A 12,396-nucleotide genomic window follows, 5' to 3' on the forward strand; every position below is an offset into this window, starting at 1 on the left:
TGCCCCTAAAGTGCGGCCAAAAAAATGCAACCGACCCCGTGAGGGCGCGGTTGCAAGTTTGGGACAGGTGTTGAGGGAGCTGGATGTTGAGGAAGGTTGGTAAAAAGATCGTGTTGGCGTTAGCCGATGTCGTCGGAAAGCGCGCGGCGTTTTTTGCCGGTGATCATCGCACGCACCAGATTTTCATGGTGGCGCAGGCTTGCCAGCAACACGCCGGCGATATGGACCAGCACGAGGATCAGCAAGCCATTGGCGAGGATTTCGTGGGTTTCCTCGACCCAGTCTGAGCCCCAAAAGGCATCGGTGGTGTAAAGCCAGCCGGTAAAGGCACAGCCCAGCATGGCAAGGATCAGCAACATTACCATCGCAGCCCCGGCCGGGTTATGACCGATATAGCGGCGTTCGCGGCCCCGGATGACATCGCCAATATAGCCGATGGTGGTCGCCGGGCTTTTGATGAACTGGGTAAAGCGGGCATAGCGGGTGCCAAAGAGGCCCCAGACAAGACGCATCCCAATCAGGGCGGCGGCGGCATAGCCCGCCCAGTGATGCAGCGTGTCCCAGTCATCCGCCGTGATCCAGGCGATGATGAAACTTGCGGCCAGGCCCCAGTGAAATAGGCGGACAAATGGGTCCCAGACTTTTACCGATGACATGATGTGGGTTCCTTCTTGGGGCGTTAGATTTGGGCGCTTCGCGGGTGGTTTTGGCGGGCGATGCGTCGGTGGGGACCTGACGCATTGAGCATGCCCGCCAAAACGCCTTTAAGCTGTCCTTGGCTAGAAAAAGGCCAACTTAAAGAGGGGCAGCAGAACCGGGAGCCAGACCCTAGTCTTGTTTTTTGATTTTGACGGCTTCAAAGGTGGCCGGGTTGAAATAGGCTTCAACCTTTTTGCCAGCTGCATCCATGGCATAAACTTCAAAGCAGCCGTCTTCGGTTTTGACTTTGCGGACATCCCAGCCTTCGGCGGTGAGTTTTTCAGTTAGCGCTTCTTTGGTTTTCCAATCGGCTTTCGGCACGTTGCACATGTCATCGCTGGCGTGGGCCGGGGTGGACAGAACGCCAAGGGAACCGGCGGCCAGAACGGTAAAGGCCAGAGCCGCCGACAGGGTTGATTTTGACAGGACAGTTTTAAATGCAGGGGTTGGGAAAACAGTTCTTTTCACAGCGCAGTTCCTTCATAAAGGTCAAAGACAAAGCGGGTTAAAGCCACGTACATTCGATGTGCCAGAATATGGCCGGGTTTCCTGACAGCTACCTGAAGAGCGAAATCGCGGGTGTTCAGGCTGTTGTCAGGAAAGGGCGATACTCAGGCCGGTCACATGGGCGTAACGCAGGCGAGGACAGGTTTTTGCGCATTCTTCTGGTGGAAGACGAGGTCATGCTGGCCGAGGCGGTCCGGGACCATTTACTGGCCGCGGGTGAGGCGGTGGATCACACCGAAAGCATCCATGATGCCGAGATCATGATCCGCGGCACCAATTATGATGTGCTGTTGCTGGACCTTAACCTGCCCGATGGGCACGGGATTGATTTGTTGCGGACCTTGCGCCGTAACGGATCAGCCATGCCGTGCATTATCCTGACCGCGCAAGATCAGATTTCCGACCGGATTGAGGGGTTAAATGCCGGGGCGGATGACTATCTGGTCAAGCCGTTTGATTTAAACGAGCTGTCCGCACGGTTATCGGCCGTCGCCCGGCGCTATAGCGGCAATCCCAACCCGTTTGTCGCACTTGCCGGTGGGGTGGAAGTTGACCTTGCCGGGCGGGTGGTGATGATCAATGGCGCGCAGATCGATTTGACGTCGCGCGAATGGGCGTTGCTCGATCAGATGGTGCGTCGCCCCGGACAGACACTCTCCAAACGCCAGCTTGAAGAAGCGCTGTATGAATTTGGCGCCGAGATCGAAAGCAATACGGTTGAGGTCTATGTCAGTCGCCTGCGGCGCAAACTGGGCAAGGATGTAATTAAAACCGTACGCGGTGTTGGCTATCGGGTGGGGGGATGACGATGTTTTCGACCAAAAGCCTGCAATTTGCCCTGACCAAACGCCTGACGGTGATGGTGGGTGTTTTCTGGATTGCGGGGTCGTTGCTTGCCGATTTTACGATGTATCATGAAATGCAGGAGGTGTTTGACAGCAGCCTTGTCAAATCGGCCTATCGTTATGCGCCTTTGATTGATGATTACCTGATCCATAATGGCAGCGACAGCCAAACGGTGGTGGTCAAAAGCCCCGAACAGGGCGAAAACAAAACCGGCGATCGCGGCGAAGGCGATGATGAAATCGGGGCCGATTACCTGATGTATCAGGTGCGCGATGTGTCCGGGCGGCTTTTGCTGCGGTCGGCCAATGCGGAGGAAGAGCCGTTTTCCGCCCCGTTGCTTGAAGGATTTTATACCAACGATCATTTTCGGATTTATTCCGCCGTGGTCAAGGACGGGGCGCGGATCATTCAGATTGCCGAGCCGCTTAGCCATCGGCGCGAGGCGCTGATTGCCAGTGTCAGCGCGCAGTTCCTGCCGATCATTGTGCTGATCCCCGCCGTGATCATCGGCATTATTTTTGCCGTGCGCCAGGGATTGCAACCGGTCAGGCGCGTGCGTGATGATATTGAGGCGCGCAGCGAAGGCAACCTATCGCCGATTGAGCAAGATGACGCGCCCGACGAAATCCACACCATGATCACGGCGGTTAACCGGTTGATGGAAAAGCTTGATGCGGCTCTGCGTGCCGAGCGGACCTTTACTGCCCACAGTGCCCATGAATTGCGCACGCCCATTGCGGCCGCGTTGGCACAGACGCAGCGGCTTTTGCTGGAGCTTCCCCGCGATCATCCGGGGCTTAAACGCGCGCAGCAGACCGAAGAGTCGTTAAAACGCCTGTCAAGATTGTCGGAAAAGCTGCTTCAGCTTGCCCGTGCCGAGGCCGGGGTGGGCACCAGCCCGACGGGGAAAAATCAGAAGCTTGGCACGACATTGGGGCTTGTGATTGATGACCTTGAACGGGTGTCAGACGGGGCCGGGCGCATCCGGTGGGATGGCAAAAATGCCGCGGCGCTCAACGCCAACATTGATGTCGATGCCTTTGCGATTTGTATGCGCAACCTGATTGAAAATGCCCTGAAACATGGCGATGAAAACCAGCCGGTGGTGATCGAGATTAAGGGCAGCAACGTGATCACGGTGTCCAATGACGGCGATGTTGTCGACCCCAAGGACATGACCGAACTGACCGCCCGGTTCAAACGATTGCAGACCAAGGCGCGCGGTGCGGGATTGGGGCTTTCGATTGTCGAAACCATCATGCGTAATACCGGCGGCAAACTGACCCTGCATTCCCCACGGCCTGGCAAACCGGATGGTTTCATGGCGGAGCTTTGGTTGCATCAGAGTTGATTGATGTTGGGGGTCCCCGGCGGGGATCGCGCGTGAAGTCCCTTGGATTCCCGTGCCACGCCTTCGCGGGCACAGGCTCTTCGCGGGAATGACGGTGGTTTGGTTCGGGTGTTCTTTTACCCGTCATGCCCGCGCAGGCGGGAATCCATGGTGGAGCAGGACGCCTGCAAAAAACGGTGAAACAACCATTTTGCGCTAAAGAGGAAATTGGCTGTTTTCCGCCAATGTAAACGTTTCAAACCTTCATGAAACTGCAACAAATACGTTATCAGACTGACTTCTAGCGTCGCTATGGTGGGGGCGTTACAGGAGTTGTTGTGAATGTCATCGAAACCCACCATGCGCGATGTTGCGCGAAAATCAGGTTTGTCCATTGCGACCGTATCGCGGGTGATCAATTTCCCCGCTGACGTTCCGGCCGAAACGGCGAAGATCGTGACGGCGGCGATGGCGTATCTGAATTACCGGCCCAATATCAATGGCCGCCGGTTAAAGATGACCCAGACCAGCACGATTGGGGTTTTGGTGCCGACCCTTGCCAATCCGGTTTTTGCAACCTCGGTGCAAGGTATCGAGCAGGAAGCCAATGCCAATGGCCTGACGGTTATTTTGACATCATCGGAATATGATCCCGAACGCGAGATGGGGGCGGTTTCAACGCTTTTGAATAATCGCGTCGATGGGTTGATTTTGACCTTGGCGAATGCGGACAACAATCCCGTGGTGGATTTGTTGTTGGCGGAAAAAATCCCGTTTGTGTTGCTGTTTAACCAGCCAAGCCGGGCCGATATTGCCGCGATCAGTGTGGATAACGCGCAGTCGGCCTATGACATGGCAACCGCGATGATCGCCAAGGGGCACCGGTCGCTTGCGATGGTGGCTGGTCAGTTTGAAAGTTCCGACCGATCACGACAGCGCTATGACGGGTTTTGCCGTGCGCTTGACGATGCTGGGATCGCGCAAAAGCATCTTGTGCAGGTGCGGTTTGGTGAAACCGATCTGGTCGCACCCTTGGCCGATTTTCTGTGTGGCCCGGAAGAAGTCACCGGGCTTGTTTGTTCAACCGACATGTTGGCGATTGCAGCAATCAGTGCGTGCCGCGCACACGGATTGTCGGTGCCCGATGATGTTTCGGTTGGCGGTATTGACGGAATTTCGGTGGGTGGGCTGATCACGCCAAAACTGTGTTCGGCCGTTCAACCCACCCAAGAGATGGGCCAGCAGGCGCTTGCATTCCTGCGCGGCCTGATCAAGGGGCAGACAAACCCACAGAGTTTGTTGCTGCCTCATCATCTAAGCGACGGAGATTCCATTGGAGATTTCCGGCGCCGTTCATCAACTCTATTATAGGAAGATCAAAAGTGCGTTTCAAACAACTTGTTCTGGGTGCTGCGTTTGCTGTTGTGGCGGCGCAACCTGCTTTTGCTGATGATGTTGCGATTTGCTATAACTGTCCGCCGGAATGGGCCGACTGGGGCGGGCAGCTTAAAAACATTGCGCGCGATCTTGATATCACCGTTCCGCAAGACAACAAAAATTCTGGTCAGACGCTGTCGCAGCTTTTGGCGGAAAAAGACAATCCGGTTGCCGATGTTGCCTATTACGGTGTGTCGTTTGGCATCAAAGCCAAGCAACAAGATGTGGTGACCAATTACAAACCCGCCAATTTCGACAAAATTCCAGACGGTTTGAAAGATCCTGAAGGCGGCTGGTTTGCCATTCATTCGGGCACAATTGGCCTGTTTGTAAATACCGAAGCCCTTGACGGTGCCGCTGTTCCGCAAAGCTGGTCGGATCTTTTGAAGCCGGAATACAAGGGCATGGTTGGTTATCTTGATCCATCCAGCGCGTTTGTCGGTTATGCCGGTGCAGTTGCCATCAACCGTGCGATGGGTGGATCGCTTGATGATTTCACGCCGGGCATCGAGTTTTTCCAGAAGCTGAAGGAAAACGATCCGATCGTGCCAAAACAGACCGCCTATGCGCGTGTTCTGTCGGGCGAAATTCCGATCCTGATTGATTACGATTTCAATGCGTACCGTGCAAAATACAAAGATGAAGCAGATGTTTCCTTTGTTATTCCGACCGAGGGTACGGTTGCAGTGCCTTATGTCATGAGCCTGGTGAAAAACGGACCGCATGCCGAGAATGGCAAAAAGGTTCTGGATTATGTGATGTCAGACGAAGGCCAGGCCCATTGGGCGAATGCGTTCCTGCGTCCGGTGATTGCATCGGCGATGTCAGAAGAAGCATCCAAGAAATTCCTGCCAGCGGCCGATTATGCCCGATCCAAACCGGTGGATTACGCCAAAATGGCAGACGTTCAGTCAGGCTTTGGCGATCGTTACCTTTCTGAGGTGCGTTAAGTGTCTTGGCTTTCCAATATTAAAGAGGGGCGTTCGCGCCCTTCTTTGCCATTATCTGTTTTCGGGCGGGCGGCGCCCGGTGCCGGGAGTCCGGTGGTTTTGGCTTTTTTGATGATGCCGGGAATCATTGTCGTGGCGGCGTTTTTCCTGATCCCGCTGGCACTTGTGGTGATGCGGGTGGCGGACGGGCCGGATGGCTGGGCGACCTATTTCGTGATCCTGACCAACGGGTGGTATTTTGCCAGTTTGGTTCAGACGCTTTTGATGTCGGCAGGCGTGACATTGACCGCCCTTATCCTGTGCAGCATTTGCGGGCTGTTTTTGGTGCGCAACCAGTTTGCCGGGCGCAGTATGTTGACGGCACTTTTGACCTTGCCATTGTCCTTTCCGGGCACGGTGGTCGGTTTCATGGTGATTATGCTGGCCGGGCGACAAGGGGTGATTGGCAGCGTTAGCGATGCGATTTTCGGCGAGAAACTTGTCTTTGCCTATGAAATCAGCGGGCTGTTTATTGGCTATTTATATTTTTCGATCCCACGGGTGATTTTGGCGGTAATGGCATCGGCCGAGAAGCTTGATCCGCAGCTTGAAGAAGCCGCACGGTCGCTTGGCGCGCCGACATGGCGGGTGGTTAAGGACGTGATCCTGCCCGGTTTGATGCCCGGCCTGATTTCATCGGGGGCGATTTGCTTTGCCACCGCGATGGGGGCATTTGGCACGGCCTTTACGCTGGCGACCGATATCGATGTGTTGCCGATGGTGATCTATACCGAGTTTACCCGTAATGCCAATGTGGCGGTGGCCGCGGCCCTGAGTATTGCGCTGGGGGCGATGACGTGGGTGGTTTTGTTCGTGGTGCGCTGCTTTGTCGGCAATTCAACCGATGTTGCACCACGCGGAGGGGCATGATCATGCGGCGTAATTGGAAATTTTACAGCCAGCTTGGCCTGACGATTGTGTTGTGCCTGTTTATCGTGGTGCCGGTTGTGATGTCGGCCTTGGCCGGGGTGACGGTCAATGTGTTTCAGGGACTGTCGTCCGGGTTTACGTTGCGCTGGATTATCGAGGTTTTGGATCTTTATACCGACAGTATCTTGCTATCGCTTTGGATTGCGTTGGTGTGTCTGGTGGTGACATTGGTGGTTGGTGTGCCGCTGGCCTATGTTTTGGTCAGACGGCCCGGGCGGTGGACGCGTTTGTTTGAGGAACTGCTGACCCTGCCGGTGGCGATACCGGGTTTGGCGCTGGCGTTGGCGCTTTTGATTACCTATGGCGGGGTGAGTGGTTATCGGTCGAGTTGGCTTTTTATTCTGACCGGGCATGTGTTGTTTACATTGCCTTTCATGGTGCGATCCGTTGCGGCGGTCATGTCGGCGATGGATATGAAGATGCTTGAAGAAGGGGCGGCGAGCCTTGGTGCCGGGTTCTGGCGACGGTTCTTTACCGTGATTGTGCCCAATGCCAAGCCGGGCATTCTGGCGGGTGCCTTGATGGTGGTGACGTTGTCGATTGGCGAATTCAATCTGACATGGATGCTTCATACGCCGCTGACCAAGACATTGCCGGTCGGGCTTGCCGATGCTTATGCGTCGATGCGTCTTGAGATCGGCAGCGCCTATACCCTGATTTTCTTTGTACTGATTATGCCGTTGCTGATTGCGATGCAGACCCTTGCCGATCGCGGCAAACGTGCGTCCAAACGCATTGATACGGCGGAGGATACATTATGACCACACAGATCAAACTTCGCGATTGTGCGAAAACCTTTGCCGATGGCACGCGCGCGCTGGCACCGTTCGATTTGACCATCGAGGGCGGGGAAACCATTGTTTTGCTGGGCCCGTCGGGCTGTGGCAAGACGACCATATTGCGCATGATTGCCGGGTTGGAATTCCCCGACAAGGGCGGGGTGATTACCTTTGATGGCGACGATGTGACCCATCAATCGATTGAAAAGCGTCGGGTCGGTATGGTGTTTCAGTCTTATGCGCTGTTTCCCAATATGACGGTCGCACAGAATGTGGCCTATGGCCTTAAGGTGCACGGGGTATCGCGCGACGAAAGTGATGCACGGGTTAAGGCGATGCTGGAGATGATGCATATCGAAATGCTTGCTGATCGGGCGATTGATCAGCTTTCGGGCGGGCAGCGCCAGCGTGTCGCCCTTGCGCGCGCCATTGCCGTCCAGCCGCGTGTTTTGTTGCTTGATGAACCTTTGACAGCACTTGATGCCAAATTGCGCGTGCGCCTTCGCACCGAGATCAATGCGCTGTTGCGCAAGCTTGGCATTACCGCCGTTTACGTGACGCATGATCAGGAAGAAGCCATGGCGCTGGGTGATCGGATTGTGGTGATGCAAAAAGGCGAAATCGCGCAAATTGGTACACCGCGTGACATTTACCGCAAGCCGCAAAATCCGTTTGTTGCCGATTTTGTCGGGGCGGCCAATCGGCTTGACGGGCAGATGCGCGACGGGCGGTTGCATATCGGAAACCATGTTTTTGATGCGGTCGATGCGTTTGATCCGCGTCACGGTGCGATCATTGATCAGGGACCGGTTGAGCTGTTTTTCCGGGCTGACGGGCTTTCGACCTGTGACGCGCAAGACGCCGATTTTACCGGCCGGGTCGAGGCGGTATCGTATTTGGGCGAACGGTTGCGTTTGACCGTGTCGGGGATTGGCCCGCAATCGGTGATGGTCGATACCCATGCCGATGATGTGATTGCCGCCGGGGCCGATGTCCATTGTCAGATCAATCCGGATCGGTTGACCATTTTTCCCGCCATGCGCGAGCGCACACCGGCGGCTTCAGACGCAAGATAATCAAGAAAGACACGAAAAAGATGCTGATTGCACAATTGACCGACCTGCATATCGGGGCGGGGCGCAGGCTTGCCTATCGCAAGGTGGATACGGCAGGTGCGCTTGAAAAGGCGGTTGCCCATGTCATGTCGATGGCGCCGCGCCCGGATGTGGTTCTGTTTACCGGCGATATCGGTGATCTTGGCACGCCAGACGAATATGCGCTGGTTGCCGAGATCCTTAAAGACCTGACCATTCCGTATTTCATGGTGCCGGGCAATCATGATCGACGCGGGCCGTTGCGTGCAGCCTTTCCCGATGCGACGCCGGTGGCAATGGGGCAGGCGTTTGTGAATTACGTTGTCGATGATTTTGCATTGCGCCTGATTGCGCTTGATACGCTTGATGAAGGCAAACCGGGCGGGGTTTTGCCCAAATCACAGCTTGATTGGTTGCGCGGCGTTTTGGCCGATGAGGATGATCGCGATTGCCTGATTTTCCTGCATCATCCGCCGATCTTGACCGGGATTGCCCATATGGATGCGCAAAATCTGGGGGATGGGGCGGATGAACTGGCCGACATCGTTTCAGAGCATCGTGATCGTATCCGGGCGATTATATGCGGTCATGTGCACCGCCCGATCCATACGGTCTGGGCCGGGGTGCCGTTGATCATCGGACCATCGGTGGCCCATCAGGTGGCGTTTGATTTGCGCGCCGATGGGCCATCGGCCTTTGTCATGGAGCCGCCTGCGATGCATCTGCATGTTTGGGATGCGGATCAGAAAAATCTGATGACGCATTTGGCCTATCTTGATCACTATGACGGGCCGCATCCGTTTTTTGGGGCGGATGGTAAGTTGATTGTTTAGGGGACCCGCGCATGTGGCACCGTGGATTCCCGCCTTCGCGGGAATGACGGGGTGTTTCGGTGGTTCGGTCGTTGTTTGGCGTGTTGCGGGCGTGGGTTATTTGCCCACGCCGACCTTGATCGCCAGTTTACGAAGCGGGCCGATGCGGTTAATCGCGCTTAGGCCGGCATAGCGCAGGTCGCGCAGGGGTTTGGGCTCGAACATCGATGCGCGGTTGAGAAGGTCAATGCCGCCGACACGGGCCAGCGTTTTGGGCAGTTGTTGGCGTTCATAGCGTTTGAGAAGACTGGTCGCGCCAATGTCATCGCCATTATGTTTGGCTTTGGCCATCAGTTCGGCGAGGGTTTCGATGTCATGCAGGCTCATGTTAAGCCCCTGCGCGCCAATCGGGGGTACGACATGGGCGGCCTCGGCAATGAGGGCGAGGCGGGCGGAAATCAGGCGCGACGGGACTTGTGAAATCATCGGCCAGACCGCGCGCGGGCTGGCGACGTTAAGCGGGCCAAACAGGTTCATGGTGTCGTGGGTGATTTCGGCGGAGAGTGCTTCGTCACTCAGCGCGTTGAGGTCATCGGCACGCTTGGCCGGGACCATCCAGACCACCGACGAGCAGGGTTTACCATCCAGATCGGGCATCGGCACAAGGGTCAGCGGCCCGCCGGTGCGGTGAATTTCGGTTGAGATATTATCGTGCGGTTTGTCGTGGGTGACGACAAAGACCATCGCACTTTGATCATAGGCCCAGCGTTTGTGTTTGATGCCGGCCATGTCACGGAGCGATGAATTGCGGCCGTCTGCGGCAATGACCAATTTGGCCTCGACCGTTTCGCCGTCAGACAGTTCGATGACGCCCGCCCGTGCGGTGCCGGTAAAGCCGGTGACGGTGGTGGCAAAGCGAAAATCGACGTTTTTAAGGGTTGCGAGCTTTGCCATCAGGGTGACACGGGCGGCCTTGTTTGAGACGTTCCAGCCAAAGAATCCTTGCGGGGTTTCAGCGCCATCAAAGTCGGCGGTTTCGCGCGGGGTGCGGGTTTCGCCGCCGGCATCGACAATGCGCATGACGCGAAGCTCGGCCCCGGTCGGTTTGATGGCATCCCAGACACCGGCTTTTTTCAGGGTGGCGATGCCCGGTTCCAAAAAGGCGGTGGTGCGTAAATCGGATCCTTCGCCGATATCAGACGGGGCCGGATCGACAATGATGATCGAATGTCCGTCGGCCGCAAGCCGTGCTGCCGCACTCATGCCAGCGATGCCGCCGCCTGCGATCAGAATATCGGTTTTGATCATTGTCGTTTTTCCTCGTCAATTGCCGTGCGCGCATGCTGTCATTTGGGCAATGTGCCCGTTTGGCCCGATGGACGCAATGGTTTACGTGGTGGTGGTTATACGCGGTGATTTGGGCAATTGGATTGATGCAGATCGTCTGCGGATTGTGTGCAGTGTGGGGGCATGAGCACGGGGATGAACACGGGGATGAACATCAGGCGCGGGAATTATGCCTGTGACGGGCAGTGGCTATGCGGATGCGGGGATTGCGTCATGGGACTGTATCAGCCATTTTGGCAAGGTTCGCCCCGCGATGCGCGTGTTTTTGCGCGTATGCCACCATAGGATTTTGTCATGATTGCCTGGGTTTATCTGTTTATTGCGATTGGTCTTGAGGTGATCGGGACAGTGTCGCTTAAATTTTCCAACGGATTTACCGATTGGCGGTTTTCGGTCATCACACTTGTCGTCTATGGCCTGAGTTTCTGGGTGTTGTCGCTGACGCTGCGCGTTATTCCGATTGGCACGGCCTATGCGGTTTGGGCCGGGCTTGGCACCGCAGCGATTGCGGTGATTGGCTTGGTGTTTTTCAAGGAACCCATGACCGTGATGAAGGGTGTTTTCCTTCTGATGATTATTGGCGGTGTGGTCGGGCTTAAGGCGATCAGCAGCGAGAGTTAGGCCCCAATTTAGCAATTGTTTTTGCATGACGTGCCATGTCGGCGGCAAAATCGGTATGGCGGGGTGACCAGCCAAGGTCTTGCATCGCCTTGGCACTGCTGAGCTTTTGGTTATGGGCAAGGCCGCGGGCCCAGTTGCCAAAGCGTGCCATGGCCTCAGCCGTGCTGATGGTGTCAATCTGACAGTTTTCCGATCCGAAATGTGTGGCGATCAGCTCGGCGACGTCGCGGGTTGAGACATCATTGATCGCCGATCCGATATAGCTTTCGCCGGGTTTGGCCTGTTCAAGGGCCAGACGATAGAGGTCTGCGATATCATCGGCATGGACCATGGGTTGATAGATATCATCGCCGCCGACAAGGGTGACGCGGTTGTCGGTTTGTGCGGTTTCGATATCGCGGGCAAGAATTCCGCTTTGGCCGTTTTTACCGGTGTCGTAAACGCAGGATGGGTGAATGACGATGCCCGCAAGATTGGCAGCCGACAGAACCCGTTTGATGCCGGTTAATCCCCATAGAAATTCAGGCAAGGGGTCAAAGGGGGTGGTTTCATTAACGGCGGTCACGCCGGGTGATGTCGGGAGTGCGTTGGTTTGGGGGTACATCCAGTTGCCGCCGGTATAGATAAACCGCACCGGATCGGAGTGATGTTGCTTTGGATGCGTAAGCGCCGGGATCAAGTGATCCAGCAATGTTGCATCCATTTGTGGCATGGCATCGGAAAAATCACAGGCGGTGTGAATGGCCGCGTCGATATCTGGTAAATCCGCGCACCATTTTTCGGGACGCGTGATGTCACCAGTGATTGGGGTTGCCCCGGCTGCGATCAGTTTGTTCTTGCTGACATCGGACCGGGCGAGGGCGATGACGTGATGATCATGGGCGATCAGGTTTTTAACAATCGCCGATCCAATCAGGCCGGTGCCGCCGGTGATAAAAATGCGCATCGTTGGTTTTCCTTTTTGGGATGTGATGCGCGATTTATCAGACCTCAACCACGGTTGGG

13 protein-coding genes are annotated in these 12,396 nt (G+C 55.9%); 9 read left to right on the top strand and 4 right to left on the bottom strand.

Annotation, left to right across the window (positions count from 1 at the left end; translation table 11 throughout):
- Positions 1-119: 119 nt before the first annotated feature.
- Both K355_RS0101850 and K355_RS0101855 read right to left on the bottom strand, forming a co-directional pair.
- Positions 120-656 (bottom strand): cytochrome b/b6 domain-containing protein, encoded by a 537-nt coding sequence (locus K355_RS0101850; RefSeq protein WP_022730414.1) that lies wholly within the window; start codon positions 654-656, stop codon positions 120-122.
- 172 nt (positions 657-828) lie between these two features.
- Positions 829-1,167 carry a PepSY domain-containing protein gene (locus K355_RS0101855; protein ID WP_022730415.1) on the bottom strand — a complete coding sequence of 113 codons (339 nt, stop codon included), beginning with the start codon at positions 1,165-1,167 and terminating at the stop codon, positions 829-831.
- A gap of 185 nt (positions 1,168-1,352) precedes the next feature.
- Here K355_RS0101855 and K355_RS0101860 point away from each other — a divergent pair, with 185 nt between their 5' ends.
- From K355_RS0101860 to K355_RS0101895, 8 genes are all read left to right on the top strand, one after another.
- A complete protein-coding gene (locus K355_RS0101860) occupies positions 1,353-2,012 on the top strand; it encodes a response regulator transcription factor (protein ID WP_022730416.1) in 660 nt (219 codons plus the stop codon).
- Between the two features lie 2 nt (positions 2,013-2,014).
- Positions 2,015-3,403 carry a sensor histidine kinase gene (locus K355_RS0101865; protein WP_245562885.1) on the top strand — a complete coding sequence of 463 codons (1,389 nt, stop codon included), beginning with the start codon at positions 2,015-2,017 and terminating at the stop codon, positions 3,401-3,403.
- 321 nt (positions 3,404-3,724) lie between these two features.
- Positions 3,725-4,753: a LacI family DNA-binding transcriptional regulator gene (locus tag K355_RS0101870; RefSeq protein ID WP_022730418.1), complete on the top strand. Its 1,029-nt coding sequence runs from the start codon at positions 3,725-3,727 to the stop codon at positions 4,751-4,753.
- An 11-nt stretch (positions 4,754-4,764) separates the two neighbouring features.
- Entirely contained in the window at positions 4,765-5,769 is a 1,005-nt protein-coding gene (locus tag K355_RS0101875) for an ABC transporter substrate-binding protein (protein ID WP_022730419.1), read from the top strand.
- Between the two features lie 111 nt (positions 5,770-5,880).
- Positions 5,881-6,678: an ABC transporter permease gene (locus K355_RS0101880; protein WP_033368365.1), complete on the top strand. Its 798-nt coding sequence runs from the start codon at positions 5,881-5,883 to the stop codon at positions 6,676-6,678.
- Between the two features lie 2 nt (positions 6,679-6,680).
- Entirely contained in the window at positions 6,681-7,499 is an 819-nt protein-coding gene (locus tag K355_RS22895) for an ABC transporter permease (protein WP_033368460.1), read from the top strand.
- Positions 7,496-8,593 carry an ABC transporter ATP-binding protein gene (locus K355_RS0101890; protein ID WP_022730422.1) on the top strand — a complete coding sequence of 366 codons (1,098 nt, stop codon included), beginning with the start codon at positions 7,496-7,498 and terminating at the stop codon, positions 8,591-8,593. Before K355_RS22895 ends, K355_RS0101890 begins: the two co-directional genes overlap by 4 nt.
- A gap of 20 nt (positions 8,594-8,613) precedes the next feature.
- A complete protein-coding gene (locus K355_RS0101895; protein ID WP_022730423.1) occupies positions 8,614-9,444 on the top strand; it encodes a phosphodiesterase in 831 nt (276 codons plus the stop codon).
- 96 nt (positions 9,445-9,540) lie between these two features.
- On the opposite strand, the gene K355_RS0101900 is transcribed toward K355_RS0101895, so the two are convergent.
- Positions 9,541-10,731, bottom strand: a complete 1,191-nt coding sequence (locus tag K355_RS0101900; RefSeq protein ID WP_022730424.1) for an FAD-dependent oxidoreductase — start codon at positions 10,729-10,731, stop codon at positions 9,541-9,543.
- Between the two features lie 333 nt (positions 10,732-11,064).
- On the opposite strand from K355_RS0101900, the gene K355_RS0101905 reads away from it, so the two are divergent.
- Positions 11,065-11,391 carry a DMT family transporter gene (locus tag K355_RS0101905; protein ID WP_022730426.1) on the top strand — a complete coding sequence of 109 codons (327 nt, stop codon included), beginning with the start codon at positions 11,065-11,067 and terminating at the stop codon, positions 11,389-11,391.
- Here K355_RS0101905 and K355_RS0101910 read toward each other — a convergent pair.
- Positions 11,375-12,337 (bottom strand): NAD-dependent epimerase/dehydratase family protein, encoded by a 963-nt coding sequence (locus K355_RS0101910; RefSeq protein ID WP_022730427.1) that lies wholly within the window; start codon positions 12,335-12,337, stop codon positions 11,375-11,377. The genes K355_RS0101905 and K355_RS0101910 overlap by 17 nt on opposite strands.
- Positions 12,338-12,396 lie beyond the last annotated feature (59 nt).

It is taken from the genome of Thalassospira lucentensis MCCC 1A00383 = DSM 14000 (assembly GCF_000421265.1).
Classification (GTDB): domain Bacteria; phylum Pseudomonadota; class Alphaproteobacteria; order Rhodospirillales; family Thalassospiraceae; genus Thalassospira; species Thalassospira lucentensis.